The sequence below is a fragment of the Paraburkholderia lebeckiae genome, from assembly GCF_050436325.1.
Classification (GTDB): domain Bacteria; phylum Pseudomonadota; class Gammaproteobacteria; order Burkholderiales; family Burkholderiaceae; genus Paraburkholderia; species Paraburkholderia tuberum.
The window spans coordinates 423,491-442,382 of sequence record NZ_JBNDLZ010000003.1 but is presented as its reverse complement, the minus strand read 5'-3'; the positions used below and the strand labels follow the sequence as shown (position 1 = coordinate 442,382).

Sequence of the window (18,892 nt, the reverse complement as noted above, 5' to 3'; positions counted from 1 at the left end):
CAGTGAAATCAGGACTGTCGCTGATCGGCACACTCGCGGTTTGTGCTATTATTGTGCACATATTGTGCGCGGAGCATTTCAAATGAGTCCCGATTCCGTTCTCGCCCGTCCCAACGCGGGCGGCAGCTTCGACCAGTTTATGGCGTCGCTTCGCGATCCGGATAGTCCTGCACCAATCGTGTCCGCGCGTCGTTTTGGCGAGGCCCTGCATATTGATTTGCAAACGCTCGCCCTGCAGGCGCATGTGCATCGCAATACGCTCAGTCGCCAGCCCGCCTCGGAGAGCGTTCAGCGATTCCTGCGGGACGCGCTCCGGGTGATCCGCGCGGCAACGGACATTTCGGGTGACGTCGGTCAGGCATTGTTCTGGTACCGGAATGAACCGTTACCTGTGTTCGACTACAAGACGGCCGAGCAGTTGGTATCGGACGGCCGGACTGACGATCTACTTCGTTACGTTTCGTCCTTCGAGGCAGGCGCGGCAGGATGATCCTCAAAGCCCTATCCGGGGTCACGGCGTACCGGATGCATGTACCGAAGTGGGCCGTTGCCCCGACGAGCGGCGCAGGCGCTGGCAGGCACGGCGGTCGCGCCAACCGCATCGGACTCAATGCCCTCTATCTCGCGCTGGACGTCAACACCGCGGTACGGGAATATCAGCAGATCTCTCCCTTGATGCCGCCCGGGACGCTCGTCAGTTACCAGTTGACCGTCGACCCTATCGTCGATTTCACCGGCGGTTATCAAGGCGGAAGCTGGTCGGCCCTGTGGGAAGATTTCTACTGCGACTGGCGCGGTTACTGGTTTAATCAGCGCATCGAGCCGCCAAGCTGGATTATTGGTGACGAGGTTATTGCGACTGGCGCGAAAGGGATCCTGTTCAGGTCACGTCTGTCGCCGGAAGGAGTGAGCCTGGTCCTTTACGTGGATGAATTGGAGCCGGCGGATCGACTTGAGGTGCACGATCCACAAGGTTCGCTTCCGCGGGACCAGTCGTCCTGGACGTAGAAAGCCGCGCAGCGTACCGCGACAGGGCAAAGTGCTTAGCCGTTGCGCGATCAGAACTTCTGAATCAGTGATTCGCAAATCACGCTAGCCGGGTCGCTCTCGTAGAAGAGCCGCGTCAGTTCCAGATTATTAGCGTCAAAGCCTCGCCCAAACGCCTCGTCAAGTCGGCATGAAGCACCGTTTGGGGGAATCCCGCTGTCCTGCCCTACCCGGCTTCGGGGATCCAATGGCCGCACTCAAATGACACCTGCTGCGCCATTTCTCTAGCTGGCCGCCAGCGGCGCGAGCTATGGCAGCCGGCGTGTGATGCATGCGCTGCGGGAGCAAGTGCTACGTATTGGTCGTTACCGGGTGCGTACGCTGATGCGCGAAGCGGACCTGCGCACGAGCTGGAAGCGCAAGTTTGTCTCGACGACCGACAGCAGCCATACGCTACCCGTGGCAGAGAACGTGCTCGACCGGCAGTTTGACGTGGTGAACCCAATCGCGCGTGGGTTTCGGACATCACGTTGTCCGTACGGCGAAGGGCTGGCTGTATCTGGCGGTCGTGTTGGACCGGTACTCGCGCAGGGTGGTTGGCTGGTCCATGGCTCCCACCATGCCGGCTGGAATGGTCATGTCGGCACTGACCGTGGCGCTGCAGCGGCGCCGGCCAGCGCTGGGACTCGTCCTGCATTCGGACCGGGGCGCCTAGGACGCGAGCGATGAATACCAGGCGTTGCTCAGGCAGCATCACTTGGTTTGCAGCATGAGTCGCAAGGGAAATTGTTGGGACACTCGGTGATGGAGAGATTCTTCCTTAACCTGAAGATGGAGCGCGTGTGGCAACGTCACTATGCGAACCACGACGAGGCACGGCGCGACATCAACCAGTACATCGTCGGCTTCTACAACGCCGTACGGTTGCATTCGACCTTGGGCTACCTGTCACCCGCTGCCTACGAGGCAAAACCGACAACGAAAGAACCTATCAGCCTGTCCGAAATTACTTGACCCACTACACGATGACCGTGATAAAGCGATTTTGATTTCTTCATCACACCATCTTACGCGACCAACCCAACAACCTGACAACGCCCTCAACCGATACCGATCAGTGCATCAGCACGCTCGTATTTGCGACCAGGCGCTCAAGTTCGAGCAGCGCGTCGCCGCGCACATCGATAGCACTGCTTTCAGTGGACGCTGCAGCTGCGCTGTGCAACGCGTGCTGCACGACTTCGTGAATGACTTCCGTCTCCGATTGTCCGCTCTGGGATGTGAGTTATTGTGCCATGGCTAATCCTGTGTAAATAACGAGCCTGTATCCACTGTCAAACTGAGCATATGCCGTGTCAGGTGCGGGTTGCAGTATAAGGGCGGCGAGTCGTCATTCGACGCGCCAAATTGTGAGTTGCCATTTCGTGAACATGCAACTCGCTGCCTGGCGTATTGCTGACACGACAACATAGAGCCCAAGCGATTCCAGCGTATCGCTTCTTAACGCGGCCATGCATTCGCCGCGCGGTCGCAAATCGCGTGCGTCGCGTGCCCTTCATCGAACGCACGGCGCAGCATGAAGGCTCCCCGTCGCGAGTTCGTCGTTCGCAGCGGCGTTTTGTCGTTTCGCGACCGCTGCACCGATAGACGTCTCGCGACGTTGCAAGCACGGAAACAATGTATTGACGAGAGCTATTTGTGATTAATTTATAAGAAGATGACGGACCTCAACGGCACCGGCACTCGCGCTTCAAGACCTCGCCTGGTCGTTGTTTCGCTAACTTCGCGTCTACTGTTCCAGGCGCTCAAGATTGGAAGCTTCACCATGGCTAAAGGGTTCATGCCTGTTCTCACCGTCGTGTCAGTCATCGCCCTGCCCACGGGCGCGTCCGCTCAGGGCAACGGTCCTTTCACGCGTGAGCTAGTGCACGAAGGAGTCATCCGGCTGCAGCAAGCGAGCTACGACGGGACCAACGCTGACGCGCCCTATTCGGCGAATATCCACGCCGCCCTGGCGAGCGTGGCGGCTCAACAGCAGGCGTTCAGTGGGCACGGTGGCGTGAAATCGGGCTCCGCAGTTCCGGTGTCAACGACTCCCGCTCAGTTGGCCTCGTATCGATCGATCTACAGCGAAGGTTGATTGGGCATCAAGGTGGGCAAGTCGCAGACTTGTGCCGGATTGACTATTGCGACGCCGGCGTACGACCTCCGCACGCGAGGCTTGGCGCAAGGCGAAGGTTCCTCAGGAACATCCGAAGGTTGTGATCGACACCTCGACTGCAAACTCGTACGGCACGTGGGCGCTGCCCGTCATCAGGCCGTGCATGCACGGCGCACGGCTTGTTTTCATTCTTCGGCTTATGCAACAGAGCCTCCCATCAGCCGCCAATGGCGACGGTGCCGCTTCATCGAATAGGAGAAAGTTTGTGAGGTTGAGGATAGTTGTGCTCGCCCTGATCGCGACGATAGCCGTATGCCTGAGTAGCACCGCGCAAGCGCATGTGAGGGTCGGGGTTTTATTGGGTATCCCGCCCCCTATCTACGTCGCGCCGCCCCCCATCGTCTACGCTGCACCTGCCCCCGTCGTCGTCCAGTCGGTCCAGCCAGCCCCGACCACCGTCTATGTCGAGAAAACGCAAACGAGTCCGCCGGCAGGTACCTGGTGGTATTGCCCGGTGACAAAAAAATATTACCCATACGTGAAGGGATGTTCGAGCGGCTGGGTGGAAGTGCCCGTGATGCCAACCGGGCCGAAATGATATGAGCCAAATGAATTCCATCTCCCCGCCATCGCGCGCGAAGCGGGGCGCATCTGCGGTAGTCGCCGCCGCAGTCAGCCTGGCCGGCATCATCGCCCTCGCCGGCTGTGCTGGCGTGCCGACGGGCCCCACAGTGACGGCCCTGCCCGGCTCCGGCAAGTCCTTCGATCAATTCCGCGCCGATGACGCAACGTGCCAGCAATTGCTTCCCAGCAGACCGGCGGTGTGAGTACCCAACAGGCCGCAGCGACCGGCGCCCTCGGCGGTACGGCCGTCGGCACCGCGCTCGGCGCGGCGGCCGGTGCGGCGTTCAACGGCCGCCGTGGTGCAGCGGTGGGCGCAGGCGCAGGTCTGCTCGGCGGCAGCACGATCGGCGGCGGCATGGCGCAAAGCTCCGCCACCAGCCTTCAACACCGCTACGACCAGGCGTACGTTCAGTGCATGTACGCAAATGGCCAGCGCGTGCCTCTGCCGCGCAGCGCCGCCGATGTATATCGGACGCAAGACGAAGCGACGCGATTGCAACCGGCCTACAATACGCCGCCTCCGCCAGGTTAGTGACCTTAGCACCTTGGCACGCCGACCACGCTCGCGTTGTCGACAGGAGCGGGCGCCTCGGCGACTGGCCATGTCGCTTGCAATACCTCGCAGAAAACTGCCCGCGGCCTATGTGTGATTCCCCGAACAACGGACGGAGTTTCCTGAAGGCGGCGCAGCCCGGCATCCGAGCAACCCGCGATGGTATTACGCAACGGGCATCGCCAACTTGCGGCGGAAGTTAACGGCAGGCTCATGAGGCGGACCTCTGTAATGCGGTATCCAACCCGCGAATATCAGTGTGATCCACCGTCGAGACTTACTTCTGCGCCGCCCTCAGGAAATTCATGCGTCATGCAACAACCTGAAAACCAATGTCGTGATTGACATGCAAAGTCATATCAATACTAGCGAACCGCACAGCTGAGTAAGCACCTCACGACGACCGTCGTAGACGGCGGCGAGAACCGACATCAAAGTGGTGCCCATCATTTTCGATTTGATGGACATCACTGTGACAGAGTCGGAAGCCAGGCCGGGTAGCCGCAAGGGACGCCCGAATTATGATCGCGAGTTTCGACGCCGGCTTGCGGCCGCGGCATGTGAGCCTGGTGCGTCGGTCGCGAAGCTGGCGCGGGACAATGGCATCAATGCAAACATGCTGTTTACCTGGCGGCGTCGCTATCGCGAGCAATTGCAGGCGGAAACGACGTGCCTGATTCCAGTGGCGGTGGTTCATGAGACGCCGCCGCAGCGCGTGGCGATGCCCCCAGATGCAAGGGACGTCTGCAACCGGACTGCACGAGCCGGGACGATCGAGATCCGGTTCGGTGACGTGGTAGTCAAGGTCAACGGCGTTGTCGACGCCGACACGCTACGCGTCGTCCTGGGGAGCGTGCGATCGTGATCTCTCTACCCACGGGTACACGCGTCTGGCTGGTGGCAGGCGTCACCGACATGCGCTGCGGGTTCCAGGGGCTGGCGGCAAAGGTGCAGACGGCGCTCGAGGACAATCCGCTGGGTGGCAACGTGTTCATCTTCCGGGGCCGGCGCGGCGATCTCGTGAAGGTCATGTGGGCGACCGAAGACGGGCTCTGGCTTCTTGCGAAGCGGCTTGAGCGTGGTCGCTTCGTCTGGCCACACGCCGATGGCGGCAAGGTCCATCTGACGGCGGCGCAACTGTCGATGTTGCTCGAAGGCATCGATTGGCGGCAGCCGCGTCGTACGGCTGCGCTGTCGATGTTGTAAACCGCGAGGAAGGCTCGTAAACTGCGCCACATGTCGAACGGCGCTGAACTTCCTGACGATGTTGCAACCCTGCGGGCCTTGCTGGTCGAGGCGCGTGCCCAGCTTGCCGAGCGCGATCTGGAGATCGAGCAGCTCAAGGCGCAGATCGACAAGCTCAAGCGCATGCAGTTCGGACGCAAGTCCGAGCAGTTGGACCGGGAGGTCGCGCGGCTCGAAACCGCGCTCGAGGACTTGACCGGTGAGCGTGGTGTCGCTGACGTGCGACGCGCCCACGAATCAAGCGCGAGCACGCCTGTGGGCGACGCATCGCCGAAAGAAGCGCTGCCGCCGCATCTGCCACGCGAAGAACGCGTACTCGACGCCGACGCGACCTGCCCGAAGTGCGGCAGCGCCATGCAGCCGCTCGGAGAAGACGTGTCCGAGCAGCTCGCCCGCGTCGCGGCAATGTTCAAGGTGATCCGCACGATCCGGCGCAAGACGGTCTGTCCGTGCGGCCACCACTTCTCGCAGCCGCCCATGCCCGGCCTGCCGATCACGCGCAGCATTGCCCATCCGAGCCTGCTGGCCGACATCCTCGTCTCGAAGTACGCTGACCACGCGCCGTTGTACCGGCAGTCGCAGATTGCCGCGCGCGACGGCGTGAAGCTGGATCCGGCCAGCATGGGACGCTGGGTCGGCCAGTGCGAGGCCCTTTGCGTGCCGCTGACCGAGGCACTGCGCCGCTACACGGTGGCACCGTCGAAGCTGCACGCGGATGACACGCCGATCCCGGTGCTCGAGCCGGGCAGGAAGAAGACAAGGACCGGGCGACTGTGGGTGTATGTGCGCGATGACACCCGTTCGGGCTCGACCGAACCGGCCGCGGTGTGGTTTGCTTACTCGCCCGACCGCAAAGGCATCCACCCCCAGACCCATCTCGCTGGATTCGAGGGCATCCTGCAAGCCGACGCCTACAGTGGCTTCAACGAACTGTACGAGAGCGGCAAGATCCGTGAAGCTGCATGCTGGGACCACGCGAGACGGTACCTCTACGACGTGCATGCCCGAACGCCTACCGAGGCGACCCGAGAGGTGCTCGAACTGATCGGTGGACTTTACGGCATCGAGGCGGACATCCGTGGCAAACCCGCTGCTGAACGGCTGTGCCTGCGGCAGGAGAAAAGCGTGCCGCTGCTCGCGACCATCAGGACGTGGATGACGGACAAGCTCGCAACGCTGTCGAAGAAATCCGAACTGGCCAAAGCGATCCGTTACTCGCTCAACCAGTGGGACGCGCTCGCGCTGTACTGCGAAGAGGGTCGTGCTGAGATCAGCAACGCCCTGGCCGAAAACGCGCTGCGCTGTGTGAGTCTGGGCCGCAAGAACTTCCTGTTCGCCGGCTCCGACAGCGGAGGCGAGCGGGCAGCCGCGATGTACGGTCTGATCGGCACATGCAAGCTCAACGGGATCAACCCGCGCGCCTACCTCGAATACGTCCTGACCCATATCGCTGACCATCCCATTAACCGCATCGACGAACTGTTGCCCTGGAACGTGGCCACGAAGCTGCCTCGGCAGTCTGGCCCATCGGCGTCTGCTGACACGTAACCCGATTCCCGATCATGCCTCACGCGGGCGCCGCGTTGCGGACGGCCGTCGCGAGGTGCTTACACAGCTGATGACGACAGCGGAGAAGCGGTGGTCGTGACAAAGCGATTTTGTCTTCGTCATCGCCTCATTCTGTCGTCGCCTCCGCACCAACTTGATAGAGCCTTCGTCAGTTGAGAGAGTGGCATACTTGGTTTCAACGAGGTGTGTCTGCAGGGCGCCCAGCTGGCGATAAGCACCCTTCTGTGAGTTCGTTGATATGGTGCTTACGGATAGCGGCCCAAGAGGCGAATACTGACACCTTCACGAGGGCGCCAGCCAGATCATGTTTCTGTGTCAGGCGACGCCGCCTCTTTGTCCGCATGGAACTCCCTAGCTGTGATGACCTGCAATCCAAACAGGTCGAATCTGCAATGAGCGCCGTTTGCGCTCAGCCCGACGCGGAAACCGGGATTATCTGCGACTGACCAAGCGCCCCGTGATTGGCAGATATTCCGATCATTCATCTAAGCTGGGTCCGTCTTGCTGAGAAAAGTGATCACAGCATTCGCCAGTTCGTCGGGTGCTTCTTGCACGAAATGCCCGACTTCCGCCAGGCGAACCGTGTTGGCATTTGAGAACGCGCGTTCCCAGCGCCTCAATTCCTTATCTCGAAACGCGACGTCCTTCATGCCCCAGACGAACAGAGCTGGCTTCGTGCTCAGGACGGGGATGCCTGTCCATAGCTCGCCCAGCCATGGCGTCGAGGCGACGATGTGTTTCGGAAACACAAGGCAGCCGGTACGGTCTTCCGGCGACGCCAGCGGTCGCAGATAATGCGCGTGCAGCGCGGGTGTCAATTTGCGCTTATCGGCAAATTCTTGACGCATGAACGTGCGGGCAAAGAAGTTGTAGCGCCGGATCAGCAGACGTCCGATCGGACCGCCCGTGAACGCACTGAAGGCGAAAAAGTGAGGGTCGCGGTTCACCGGCCACGCCCAAGTGTTCATCAGAATAATGCGGGACACCCGTTCGGGATGGGCGATCGCATAGGCCAGCCCAATCGGGCCGCCCCAGTCCTGCCCGACGAGCGTGATGTCGTACAACCCGAGGCCGTCAATGAATGCGCCAAGGTGATCGGCGTGATCCTCTGGCCGGTAGCTCCAGCCAGCGGGCTTGTCCGACAGCCCGAAGCCGATGTGGTCAGGAGCGACGCAGCGGTAGTCGTCGCGCAGCCGTTTGAGGAGATGGCGATAGAGAAACGACCATGTCGGGTTGCCATGCAGCATCAGAACTGGGCGCCCGGCGCCCTCGTCGATGTAGTGCATCCGGCCCGCCGGCAGGGCGAAGTACCGCGATTCGAACGGATATTCCCGCACATCGATCCAGGTCATGATGTCGCGCCGCCCTGTTGCGCCAGCACGTAGCGGATGGATTCTTCGAAAACGGGTCGGTAGACCCGATAGTTCTCCAGCTTGCTGACGTTGAGCTGGACACACTCTCGCATCTTCGGCCGCCTCATGGTTTGAAATGACCCGGCATTCCTGTCCGCGTTCAGCAGCTTCTCGGTCGACGCCTTCTGTAGCTTGACTACAACGAACATCTTGCCCGCACGGACGTGAGAGACACGCGATAGGAGCGCATCGAGTTCCGTTTTGTGGGCAGGATTGAATGTGGGCATGGGCTTCTCCTTCGGGAGCGAAACGTCACGCGGTCATTGCTAGCTGATCATCGGGGTATCAGGGCGGCGGACGTAGTGCCAAGGCCAGAGAGAAAGTGCCTTTTCAATAAACGATAGTTCGATGGACGCTGTTCGCATGAAAGGCCGACATCACGAGAATCCACGCAAAAAGCATCCAATAGCAGCTTCCACCTTTCAATGTCCGACTATACTTAATTTCCCTTCGGCAAACTGGAAATCGTATCTTAACCGGATACGCTCGCGTCTCAAGGGACGACCAGGGTCTCGACCTGCAACGCGACGCGTTGGCAGGGCCGGGTGTGAACGCGTCGTCGAACATACCGAGCGGGGCGAAATCCGAACGCACGGGATTGACCGCGCTGCTCGCCACATTGCGATCCGGTGACACGGTAGTGCTATGGCGGCCGGACCGGCTCGGGCGGTCGCTGAAGGATCCGATCTATCTGGTTCGAGCGGCTCGACGCCGCCTGCGTCGGCCTGCGCAGCTTGCAGCAGAGCATCGATACTGCGCCGATCGATTGCCGCCACCTGTTCACCTGATCGGTGGGCTGACTTCGAGCGCAACCATATCCGCGAGCGTACCCGCGCCGGTCTGCCGGCCGCCCGCGCACGCGGAAATAAGGGCGGACGCAAGAAGCGGCTAGCTGGGCATAAAACCCACCTCTTTTTCAAAGTATTGTTATCGCCGAAGTGAGACTCGAGCCGAGATGTCACCATGAGGCTTCTGGTCAACCGCTGTACCCGCAAGCGTCTGCGAACTGGATCACGATCTTGCAAACTGCAAGCGCATGCCTCTTCTCTCAGATCCACTGCAACGCGATATCGCCCAATACACCGAGAAGCAGCCCGGCCAGACGCCCACACCGTGCCGCGTAATGCGTGCCCTCATGATCAAGCAAGCCTGCGTGGCGTGCCGCGAAACGACCACATAGCGATGGCACGAACAGTGCGGCCAATGCCGCCACGCCTGTCGCTACCATCAGCTCAAAAACCGGCGGCAGCGGTGCCAGTTGCGGCGTGTCGGGCAGCAAGTAGCAGACTGCATCCATCGCACAGCAGGCGATCACCCAACTGCCGAGGACGTTGCCTATGAATCGGTCTCTATGTGCTGCCACCCTCATAGCCCTTTCTTTTTCAGTTGCGTTCCCAGCGCGAGGTGCTTGCGGCTGGCCCGACAGGATGCCTATGTCCAGCGTCGCGCATCCGGACGATTGCGACATCCGATGGCACCGGGCACTCGTGGGCATCTGAGTTTCACCCGCCGAATATCCGATTTTCTAGCTACGGTCGTCGCACAACCTAACGAGCTCGAGGAGGCGTTTCGGCGCCGTCCTCAAAGAACTGCGACGCGTGGTCGATAAACGCCCTCACCTTCGGGGGTAACAGCGTGCGTCCCATGTAAGCCAGGCGGACCTCCGCCGCCGTATCTGCGATCTCGAACTGCTCAAGCAGGCGAATCAGCCGTCCGGCCTTGATATCGTGCTCTACCAGCGTAATCGGAAGCAGAGCGACACCAAATCCCTGGAGCACGATGTCACGATTAAAGATCGGGTTGTTCGACGTAATCTCGTAGTGGATTGGGACCGCGACGCTTTCATGCTCCGTGCGAAAGGTGACGAATGGCTTATGCATCGAAGGCGGAACAGTGACGAATACATGCTCTGCCAGGTCAGCCGGATGCCGAGGCCGAGGGCGCCTGCCCAGATAAGTCTCCGTGGTGACGATCACCAACGGCAGCCTGTGGAGAAGTCGCGTCACGGCCAAATCCGTCGCCAGCATGAAAGGCATAACGATACCGACGTCGTAGCCATCCGCTGTCAGGTCGACTGGCCGCTCGGTTAACGTGGCGTCCACGCTAATGCCCGGATATTTGAGTTTGTACGACGCAATTAGTGGTGCGAGCCATGTCAGCGCGGCTGTCGTGTGTGCGACCAGCCTGAGGACGCCCGCAGGCAGTCGACCTTGACTTTCCGCATCGGCTTCCAGACAGTCGAGATCGTCCAGGATCCGCGTGCAGCCGTTGTAAAAGCGCTCTGCCGCTTCCGTCAGCGAAAATTGTCGGGTGGAGCGATGAAAAAGCCGGGTTCCGAGCCGCTCCTCCAACGAGGCGATCGCCCGCGAAACGACCGATGGCGATAAGTCCATTATTTCGCCGGCACGCCGGAAATTCTTGACCTCTACAATGGCGCGAAATAGGCGCAAGCTTTCGATGTATTCCATGGTTTTAGCGTCTCGCCCGCGGCCAGAACATTGCGACCGGACAAGATAAAGGTAGATGTTTCGTTATACTAAAGCTCGATCTGAAAACAGGTGCTCAGACTATACTTGTCGATCGAAGCGCGGCTTATAGATGCGGCACATAGTTTTCGATGTCTCTCGCGCAGGCACCAATGGTTGAGCGTTAATAAACGGCGAGCAACCCCACGGGCGCGTGGCGCAGACGCTCGGCAGCGTTGACATGGGTTCCCGCCACGATCCTGCCGGCCGCCGCGGCCACGAGTGGAGATCGGTAGCGAGACGCGCAAAATCTTCCGCGGCGGGGGAAGGACGGAACGCATCTGCGGTAGCGCACGGCAGCTCGCCGGCTCGCCCAATGCAGGGATCGGCTCTGATACAGCCTCCATCAAGAACCGAGGCGGCGAGATAATCGCGAGCAATTCTGCTGAGGCTCTCCAGAACCGCGCGAGCGTCCGCTTGATTCTCGACCCGATTCATAACGATGCGGAACTGCGAGATTCCCTGCTTGAGATGCAGGCGTTTCATGCGAACGTACGTGTTTGCCGCTGCATCCGCCGTCATAGTCGTGACGAGCGCCACATCGTGAGCTTGCGAGGCAAGCGGTGAAAGTGCGCCATCGTCGCTAAGCGCAGCGTCGATCAGTACGACATCAGGGGCGGTGGCGGGCACCGCGTCGTATTCGATTGCACCGTAGCGTTGTTCATTCGTATGGCCGGGGCCCGTGATGGCGATCGGCAATCGGCTATTTTCTACCGGCAGCACACGCGGCAGCCTGCCATTCGGCACGGAAGCGGACTCGCCCGCTGCCCGGATCGCGCCGAGCACCGCGCTCGCCGATCCGTCGCCAGGACACTCGTCCACCACGAGCACGTCCATCCCTTGCTTGCCCAGCGCTATCGCGAGATGGACGACGGCAGCCGTGCAGCCCGATCTTTCAGAGCCGCCTGTGACAGCGACCACACGCGCGGTACTTTTGGCGAACATCTCGCGCAACCCGAGCGCTTGTCCGGAGACTGTATCCTTCACTGATTTCCCACGTATCGAGACCTTCGCGCCCATCACGCGTAGCGTTGACTACCCGCGCGCCGTCAGTCATAACGACGCGCCCATCGCTCGCTTCATCCACGCGTGAATTGTACGCCCTTGTGTCAACCTTGACAATGTGATCAGACTTGGTTTACACGTCAAATATGAGCGCCAGATGAAAGAAGCGCGGGCGGTGGGTCGGCCCCGAGTTCATCCGGTTCTTTCTTGCACGTCGGGAATTGAAATGCTGAGCGCTGCCTGAAAATGGCGGTAGCGGTACGTCTAGCCGGCTGCGGCAAGGCTTGGCGCCGTGCCTTTGGGGTCGCCTCGATCAACAGGCGAAGGTGCCCGGGGGTGCTGCCAATGTCCTGTTATGGTGAGGGGCGAGTGGCACCTGTCGATGCCTCCGACCGATGCCCACGGCAACTTATCGAGCGGTCGCTTCGCCTTAGCGACAGCTCGGCGCCGCCATGCCGCGTTCACTCAAGAGGGGTTGCCGCGGGAAATGGGCTGTGCCAGTCCATCCAGTCATATGAGTCGCTATGGTGCGCCCATGCCCAGTTCCTTGCCGTAATGATACTGGTTGCCTCAACGAGGTGGTTCGACACCGAACCCGCTTCATTCCGGTCATTTGTGTTGCTCCCGACCGTGGTATTTAGGGAATTCGTGCGGTCGCAATACATGGCCATCTCCCTTAACAGTTTGAAATACATATATATCCGCGTCAACTGCTAGAGACCGGCGTGTTCTCTAGGGACAGTTGCAATGGTGAACGAACGCATATAGCCCTTACCCAGCGGTTGCCGCTTCACCTTTATCGTGTCAGGCCTTCGTAGCAGAACTGGCCCTCGTACGCGGTGGTTCTCTGACTTTCGCGGTTCAGCCGGGTATATCCGGACGATGAATGTCGGAGACTCTTTCTTCCGGCTGTCGCAACAACACGGACGAAAAAAATCCGGCAAGCACTGTCTGAAGCACCTTGTCGCTCACCGCTTGCGGACTGCACATCCTCAAGAACTTCGCGCCATCGCACAGGCACATCAGGCCAACCGCGAGAGTCTCGGCCTGCAGGGGCGACGGCCTGCCGTTGCGCTCCGAAAGCATGCGGATGTACGCGCCGATCTGTTCCAGCTTTTGCTGCTGGAAGGCGTCAATGCGCTCCCGAAACCGGGTGTCCTTGCACGCGAGCAACTGGGCCTCGACCCAAAGTGGAAAGCAATCGTGTTCAACAAAGGATTGGCTGTAGTACGCAATGACGCGCTCCTTCATTTCATCGGGCGTTCCGCCCTTCTCCATGATCGCCAGGAGATTCGCCCGAGCCCTCTCGTCGTCGCGGCGCAACAACCTGATCAGCAGGTCCGGCTTGCCGCCGAAGTTTGAGTAGAACGCGCCGCGCGTATAGCCAGCAGCCTCAGCGATGTCCTCCACGCTTGTTGCGGCCAAACCCTTTTTAACGAACATCTTCCGCGCAGCCTCAAGCAGGCATTCGCGCGTCTGCTCTTTGCGCTGCGCCCGTGTCAGGCGTTCCCGCTTCATGACATAAAGTACCGGTCAGGCCGGCATCTGCGGTGCCGCCAGATCGGCGAGCTTGTCAGATGACGGATTTCGCAATGACTCCGTCGACGCCGGATTCGGCTGCCTCGCGACTCGCATGACATTAAACTCACCTATGATTTAATAGTCAATTATGGCAGCGAAATCTGGCCAACGCGAGAGGAAATCGGAACCGTCATACCGCGCACTGGCATTCCGGAACAAGGCATCCAGAAGCCCTTCGGAAAAGCGCAGAGACGCGCTTCGCGAGGCCGTCGTGAGCTTCCTTCGTCCGGTTGGAGGATCTTCGGACGATGGCGTGCGTCCCTGAGTCGGCCGGCGACTGCATACATCGCCCGTCCGAAGCGTGAGCGGTCCGCCTGCCTCATGCCAAGCAGCTTCGTTGCGGTGCTCGTAATCAGGCAACTTCCATACTGTTTGTCGACTGGGCGAGGCTAACCTCACCCAGATAAACGCTTTCGCCCAATTCGCACTTGCGCCACGCGTTGCCGAGGGCGTGATGGATTTCGACCCGGTAGCTGCCACTGTCCCTGGCGAGACCGTCGAACCGGAAATCGCCGAAGTGGTCTGACACGGTTTCGCCTACCTTCTGATCGCCGACGTAAAGTGCGACGACCGCATCCGTGACGCACTCGACCACGTCTCCCACCTGGGCGCTGACGCTGCCCCCGATGAAGCAGGTTTCCCAACGCTCGAGGCCGCTGTACCACACGCGCGGCTTCGTGCCCAGGTTTGGCCGCAGTACCTTGAGTCCTTCGCGCTCGGCCTTCTCGGCCATCGCTGCGTCATCGAGCCTGACCGTCTCGAAAACGTCGGTGGGGCATGACTGCTGGCAACGTGGCTGGCGCCAGCCTTGGTCGAGCAGATGAGCATCGAAAATCCAGGTCTGCGGCAGTTGCAGCTCATCGTTCCAGACGATCGCCTTGTACGGACAGGCCTTCACGATGTCCTTGCGGCCGCGCGCCTTGACCGGATCGATGATGACGATGCCGTCGGGGCGCTTGCGAACGGCGTCGCCGCCCACCCGCATGCAAGGCGCTTCGTCGCAGTGGTTGCACATGACCGGCAGATAAGTGGTCTCGACCATATGCGCGTCGCCCTGAACGCGCCGCAGGATGCGGACGGGGCTGTCGGCACTGGCCGCGGCAGGCGCGGCATAACCGGGGAAGTCGTTGCCGACGTGCTCATCCCGCGCGGCGATCACGCAGTTCTGGCAATTCTCGCAACGCCCCACTTTGATAACCAGGTTCAACTTGCTCATTTTGTAGTCCTTACGCTGCGCGACCGAGCATGAACGCCTCGGCGCTTCGCCACTTCTCGACCTGCACCAGGCAGGAGTTCGGGCTCATACTGCTGGTTCCGGCGGTTTGCGGCCGGTCAGGGGTGAGCATGTTCATACAACCGCCTATCTCAACTCGCTCGCCATCTATTTCGATCATCTGAAACTCGGCGCTCGCCTCGTACGACTTGACCACTCCCGGAGTGACCAGCGCCGAGACGTCGGCCGCGCAGATCACAGCGCCGCGGTCGTTGTACACCTTCACGAGGTCGCGATGTCCAATGCCTCGCATGGCCGCATCGGCCGGACCAAGCCTCAGTAGCCAGAAGCGGTGCCCGCCAATCAGCGCGCGATGGTCCTCGACACTGTTGACCGAGGAGTTCTTGCCGTCACAGTGGGTATGGAAACTGTAGCGACTGTGGGTGGCAATCAACTGCAGCGGATAACGCTGAGCCAGGTCCGAGCGCCGCCCTTCCCACGAGGGGATATACCTGTTGAGCGGTGGCCGCTCGGGATTGTCCGCAGTGTGCCGCTTCAGCAACTCGGGCACGAACTCCAGCTTGCCGCTCGGCGTCTGCAGGCCCATGCCGAATTTTTCGGCGAACTGGGACGGCAGCGGATGGGGTTCCTGCAGGTCCTTGCGCCTGCCTTCCGCGAACCAGCGCATGTCCACCGGATGGCGCAACTCGGGCTTTTCGGCTGGCACGACGAAATAGCCCTTGCGGCAGAACTCGCGCCACGAAATATGATCGGGCAGGTCCGACGAGTCGAAGACCCGCCTGACCCAATCGAGGTCGCTGCATCCCTCGGTGAACACGCCGCCCAGACCGAGCCGGGTCAGGATGGCGGTGAAGATGTCGTAGTCGGAACGTGACTCGCCCAAAGGCTCGATGCACTTGTGCTGCAGCGTGATCAGGCGATGATTGACGGTGCCATGCCCATGGTGGGCGTAGCCACCGGCATTCGACCATTCGCCGATGTCCCAGCGTTCCAGCGGCGTGCACGCAGGCAGGATGATGTCGGCGAACTGGGCCTCGCCCTCCATCCAGATCGACTGGTTGACCACGAACTCGATACTCGAGTGCCGGTAGGCGTCGGCCCAGCGCCCGGATTTCGTCACCGTGCTGAAGGCAGATCCGCCATAGCGATAGATCATGTGGATCGGCGAGTACCCGGGCATGGGGTAGCTGAACGGCGCGAACTGGGCTTCCTGCGACATACCATCCCAGAGATAGCCGGTCGCATGGCCGTTGATGATGGCGTCGGGCAGTTGCTGCCGCGGGACCATTTGCTTGACCGGATTCATGGACAGGATGTGCGGCATGCGCTGGTAATTGTTCACCGCATTGGCGGTCCACGCCAGGTCGCCGGAAATGCCGCCGTCCGCATAGCCGGGGAAGTAGAAATGGAGGTCATGGGGAGCACCGACTTCCAGGCAGCCGAAATTGACCCCTGGCTTCCCCCAGCCCTGCATCGCCATCATCATGATCATGCAGCGCGCCCATTGCGCTCCCGTCGCGCCGCGGGCCGCGCCACCGAATCCTGCGCCAGTCATCCCGACTGCCAGATGAACCTTTCTGTTCCCCCATCGGCGGGCAAGCGCACGGACGTCCTTGGCCGGCACGCCGGTCTCGCTCTCCTGCCACTCGGGAGTCTTCGGAATGCCGTCGGTTTCGCCCAGAAGATAGGCCCTCCACTCGTCGAACCCGGTGGTGCGCGTGGCGACGTAATCCTTGTCGTACAGGTTCTCCACGGCCCACACATACATGATGGCGGTGGCGAGAGCGGCATCGGTTTGCGGTCGGATCGGCATCCAGCGCCCGCCCAGCAATTGGGCGGTTGGGTTGCAGTGCGGGTCGATATGGACGAACTCGATGCCGAGCTCCTTGGCCCACATGCGCCGCGGCGTCCCTTCGAATCCCGCGTAGGCCCCATTGGTGCTTTCCGGGTCGCAGGACCAGAAGACGATCATCTCGGCTTCCTTGAGGCAATCTTCGACACCGCCATAGCCGGATGGCACGCCAATGCGCATCGAGTTGCCGAAATGATGCATGGCGCCCCAGTACCAGCCTTCCCAGCTATCCGGATTGGCCGCGACCCGGGTGAAGCCGATCTGGTTGGCAAAGCGCGTCAGCGCGCTGAGGTAGTAGCCCACGTTGCCCCACTGGTGATGGGACGACATCGGGAAGGTGATAGAACCGGGACCGTGAACGCGCTTTTGCCGGTTGATTTCCCTGGCGACAATGTCCAGCGCCTCGTCCCAGGTGATACGCACATAGCCGGATTTGCCCCGGTTCTGGGGATTGCGTTCGCCGTCGGGGTCGAAGTCGACCCGCTTCATGGGGTGAAGGATGCGCTTGTCGGAATAGACAAGCGACTTGAGCGTCAAGGCGTGGGGCGCGACCAGGCCACGCCGTGGCGGAGTGAAACGGCGACCGCGCGCCTCGATCACGTAGCTTGGCGCATCCGTGCTGTCCAGATCGATTGGGGTCACCCGAACGACGCGGTCGTCCTTGACGTAGACAAACAGAGGGCCGCCGTTTGTGCAGGTCGTGTAGCGGCGGGTTCCGTCGCGCATAGGCGTGCCCATCGGTAGGCCGACGGTGCGCATCATGCTTAGGGTTTGCATGAGCCATACCAGCAGTTCGTCCTCACCCTCGGTCACCACCTTGAAGTTCTTGGCAGCGTGGATGATTTCGCCCTGGTCCGAATTGGGGGAAAGAAACTTCAGCGCGGTGGCCACATCCTTGAAGACCATGCGCACGTCGGCCCGCGGATGCTTGCCGGCGTGCGACCGAACGCGCCCGTTCCTGAACGTGATGACCCGACCGATGCTTTGATCCGCGAGTCCGATCCAGGCCACGAGATTGCGCTCCTTCAGGCGATCGCGATAAGCGGGAAAGCGGCGTGCCGTCAGGTCAAGGACCTTGGGCAAGGCGAACAGAATGGTCTTGAGGACCTGTCGTTTCATTTTTCGATCCAAAGAGAAGCTTTGTTGCGCAGGCGGCGGCACGACGGTATGACCACTTCCCCGAACGTGCGAACAGCGCGGGTCAGCGCGGTCATGCCAGGCTGTGAGTCAGAAACCCGGCAACGCCGGCCCCTTTGCAGCAGCGCGTGTTGCCACATGCCGTACCCGACTGTAAAAGCGCGAACCGCAGTCAGGTCCGGGCGAAAAAAATAAAGGTGCATGTCTTCAAAAAGTGCGCTCAAATGTCAATTGACCCATTGAAGATCCGTACGCGCTAGAACGTGTAGGCGACGTTCACGAAGACGCTAAGTGGATTTAGCCGGAGCGTCGACTGCGAAACGATCTGCGTTCCAGTCGCGGTCTGTCCGTCTAACGTCAGCTTGGTTTTTACCGGCATGTAGTTGACGGAGGTTCCCACCGACCAGTGCTTTGCAATCGCGTAATTCGCCCCGATCTCGAATACCGGATTCCACGATGAACTGAGTGTTGCGTGTGCCGAGCCACCCGGCCCCCACGCTATCCATGACAAACTGGCTATTAGTTGTCCGAACCTGGGTGAACCAGGTATAGTTCACGCCCAAACCGATGAATGGACGCAGCTTCGAGCCGGCCGAAAAGAGGTGGTATCGAAGTTCAATGGCGGGCGGCATCGGCCTCGTCGAGCCGAGGTTGCCATACTTCGCCAGTGTCCCATCGCCAACCAGATTTACTGTCAATGGCAGTCCAAAAAGCATAGCGACGCCAATGTTGTCCGTGACGTAGTACTCGGTGGTAATTCCCACCGTATTCGTTGACGTCGCATGCGCCCCGGTGCCGGATAGCTGGCGATTCACCGTTTCGCCGCCAACACTCTCCACGGTGAGCGGCGTTGCGTTACCCTGTGGCGCGATGTGAAGCCATCCTGTGGACAGCGTAATGCTTCCCGCGGACTGGGCGTCTGCATGCTCGGTAAGTGCAGCCGAGCAGATGCAAGCCGCCATCCCAACTGTATTGATCACTCGCACGTAATTTCTCACGTGTCGTCT

General features: G+C 60.7%; 15 protein-coding genes and 3 pseudogenes. 9 read left to right on the top strand and 9 right to left on the bottom strand.

The window, feature by feature from the left end; translation table 11 throughout:
* The first annotated feature begins 82 nt into the window (after positions 1 to 82).
* The 8 genes and pseudogenes from OKW44_RS20030 (at position 83) to tnpC (ending at position 7,118) form a co-directional block, all read left to right on the top strand.
* On the top strand, positions 83 to 490 hold the full coding sequence (locus OKW44_RS20030) for a hypothetical protein (protein ID WP_018417957.1): 408 nt from the start codon (positions 83 to 85) through the stop codon (positions 488 to 490).
* On the top strand, positions 487 to 1,008 hold the full coding sequence (locus tag OKW44_RS20025; RefSeq protein WP_018417956.1) for an RES family NAD+ phosphorylase: 522 nt from the start codon (positions 487 to 489) through the stop codon (positions 1,006 to 1,008). Before OKW44_RS20030 ends, OKW44_RS20025 begins: the two co-directional genes overlap by 4 nt.
* A gap of 273 nt (positions 1,009 to 1,281) precedes the next feature.
* Positions 1,282 to 2,001, top strand: a pseudogene (locus OKW44_RS20020) (IS3 family transposase); the annotation flags it as partial.
* A 703-nt stretch (positions 2,002 to 2,704) separates the two neighbouring features.
* On the top strand, positions 2,705 to 3,127 hold the full coding sequence (locus tag OKW44_RS20015) for a hypothetical protein (protein ID WP_018417952.1): 423 nt from the start codon (positions 2,705 to 2,707) through the stop codon (positions 3,125 to 3,127).
* Positions 3,128 to 3,756: 629 nt separating this feature from the next.
* Positions 3,757 to 4,304 (top strand): annotated as a pseudogene (locus tag OKW44_RS20010) (hypothetical protein).
* Positions 4,305 to 4,797: 493 nt separating this feature from the next.
* The gene (gene tnpA, locus OKW44_RS20005) at positions 4,798 to 5,190 is read left to right on the top strand and encodes an IS66-like element accessory protein TnpA (RefSeq protein WP_280783331.1); all 393 of its coding nucleotides are present in this window, start codon (positions 4,798 to 4,800) and stop codon (positions 5,188 to 5,190) included.
* Complete coding sequence (gene tnpB, locus OKW44_RS20000; RefSeq protein WP_026225368.1) at positions 5,187 to 5,531, top strand: IS66 family insertion sequence element accessory protein TnpB; 345 nt, start codon at positions 5,187 to 5,189, stop codon at positions 5,529 to 5,531. The genes tnpA and tnpB overlap by 4 nt, the downstream gene beginning before the upstream one ends.
* Positions 5,532 to 5,561: 30 nt before the next feature.
* Positions 5,562 to 7,118, top strand: a complete 1,557-nt coding sequence (gene tnpC, locus OKW44_RS19995) for an IS66 family transposase (RefSeq protein ID WP_280783584.1) — start codon at positions 5,562 to 5,564, stop codon at positions 7,116 to 7,118.
* A 506-nt stretch (positions 7,119 to 7,624) separates the two neighbouring features.
* On the opposite strand, the gene OKW44_RS19990 is transcribed toward tnpC, so the two are convergent.
* A complete protein-coding gene (locus OKW44_RS19990) occupies positions 7,625 to 8,491 on the bottom strand; it encodes an alpha/beta fold hydrolase (protein WP_018417948.1) in 867 nt (288 codons plus the stop codon).
* Positions 8,488 to 8,778, bottom strand: a complete 291-nt coding sequence (locus OKW44_RS19985) for a hypothetical protein (RefSeq protein ID WP_018417947.1) — start codon at positions 8,776 to 8,778, stop codon at positions 8,488 to 8,490. The genes OKW44_RS19990 and OKW44_RS19985 overlap by 4 nt, the downstream gene beginning before the upstream one ends.
* Positions 8,779 to 9,083: 305 nt before the next feature.
* Between OKW44_RS19985 and OKW44_RS19980 the strand changes: the two genes are divergently transcribed.
* A complete protein-coding gene (locus OKW44_RS19980; RefSeq protein WP_239498988.1) occupies positions 9,084 to 9,443 on the top strand; it encodes a recombinase family protein in 360 nt (119 codons plus the stop codon).
* Positions 9,444 to 9,599: 156 nt separating this feature from the next.
* Here OKW44_RS19980 and OKW44_RS19975 read toward each other — a convergent pair whose 3' ends face one another.
* From OKW44_RS19975 to OKW44_RS19945, 7 genes and pseudogenes are all read right to left on the bottom strand, one after another.
* Positions 9,600 to 10,019: a hypothetical protein gene (locus OKW44_RS19975; protein ID WP_162633882.1), complete on the bottom strand. Its 420-nt coding sequence runs from the start codon at positions 10,017 to 10,019 to the stop codon at positions 9,600 to 9,602.
* Between the two features lie 79 nt (positions 10,020 to 10,098).
* Entirely contained in the window at positions 10,099 to 11,019 is a 921-nt protein-coding gene (locus OKW44_RS19970) for a LysR family transcriptional regulator (protein WP_018417945.1), read from the bottom strand.
* A gap of 99 nt (positions 11,020 to 11,118) precedes the next feature.
* Positions 11,119 to 12,096 carry a MinD/ParA family ATP-binding protein gene (locus OKW44_RS19965; protein WP_018417944.1) on the bottom strand — a complete coding sequence of 326 codons (978 nt, stop codon included), beginning with the start codon at positions 12,094 to 12,096 and terminating at the stop codon, positions 11,119 to 11,121.
* 846 nt (positions 12,097 to 12,942) lie between these two features.
* Entirely contained in the window at positions 12,943 to 13,599 is a 657-nt protein-coding gene (locus OKW44_RS19960; protein WP_018417943.1) for a TetR/AcrR family transcriptional regulator, read from the bottom strand.
* Between the two features lie 415 nt (positions 13,600 to 14,014).
* On the bottom strand, positions 14,015 to 14,878 hold the full coding sequence (locus tag OKW44_RS19955) for a 4Fe-4S dicluster domain-containing protein (RefSeq protein WP_018417942.1): 864 nt from the start codon (positions 14,876 to 14,878) through the stop codon (positions 14,015 to 14,017).
* 10 nt (positions 14,879 to 14,888) lie between these two features.
* Complete coding sequence (locus OKW44_RS19950; protein ID WP_018417941.1) at positions 14,889 to 17,867, bottom strand: molybdopterin-dependent oxidoreductase; 2,979 nt, start codon at positions 17,865 to 17,867, stop codon at positions 14,889 to 14,891.
* 274 nt (positions 17,868 to 18,141) lie between these two features.
* A pseudogene (locus tag OKW44_RS19945) lies at positions 18,142 to 18,847 on the bottom strand (OmpW/AlkL family protein).
* Positions 18,848 to 18,892: the final 45 nt, after the last annotated feature.

What these genes read in the sequence shown, in the direction of transcription:
- OKW44_RS20030 (WP_018417957.1), top strand. Translation starts at nt 83, where the DNA reads ATGAGTCCCGATTCCGTTCTCGCCCGTCCCAACGCGGGCGGCAGCTTC.
- OKW44_RS20025 (WP_018417956.1), top strand. Translation starts at nt 487, where the DNA reads ATGATCCTCAAAGCCCTATCCGGGGTCACGGCGTACCGGATGCATGTA.
- OKW44_RS20015 (WP_018417952.1), top strand. Translation starts at nt 2,705, where the DNA reads ATGACGGACCTCAACGGCACCGGCACTCGCGCTTCAAGACCTCGCCTG.
- tnpC (WP_280783584.1), top strand. Translation starts at nt 5,562, where the DNA reads ATGTCGAACGGCGCTGAACTTCCTGACGATGTTGCAACCCTGCGGGCC.
- OKW44_RS19990 (WP_018417948.1), bottom strand. Translation starts at nt 8,491, where the DNA reads ATGACCTGGATCGATGTGCGGGAATATCCGTTCGAATCGCGGTACTTC.
- OKW44_RS19985 (WP_018417947.1), bottom strand. Translation starts at nt 8,778, where the DNA reads ATGCCCACATTCAATCCTGCCCACAAAACGGAACTCGATGCGCTCCTA.
- OKW44_RS19975 (WP_162633882.1), bottom strand. Translation starts at nt 10,019, where the DNA reads ATGTCGCAATCGTCCGGATGCGCGACGCTGGACATAGGCATCCTGTCG.
- OKW44_RS19970 (WP_018417945.1), bottom strand. Translation starts at nt 11,019, where the DNA reads ATGGAATACATCGAAAGCTTGCGCCTATTTCGCGCCATTGTAGAGGTC.
- OKW44_RS19965 (WP_018417944.1), bottom strand. Translation starts at nt 12,096, where the DNA reads ATGGGCGCGAAGGTCTCGATACGTGGGAAATCAGTGAAGGATACAGTC.
- OKW44_RS19960 (WP_018417943.1), bottom strand. Translation starts at nt 13,599, where the DNA reads ATGAAGCGGGAACGCCTGACACGGGCGCAGCGCAAAGAGCAGACGCGC.
- OKW44_RS19955 (WP_018417942.1), bottom strand. Translation starts at nt 14,878, where the DNA reads ATGAGCAAGTTGAACCTGGTTATCAAAGTGGGGCGTTGCGAGAATTGC.
- OKW44_RS19950 (WP_018417941.1), bottom strand. Translation starts at nt 17,867, where the DNA reads ATGAAACGACAGGTCCTCAAGACCATTCTGTTCGCCTTGCCCAAGGTC.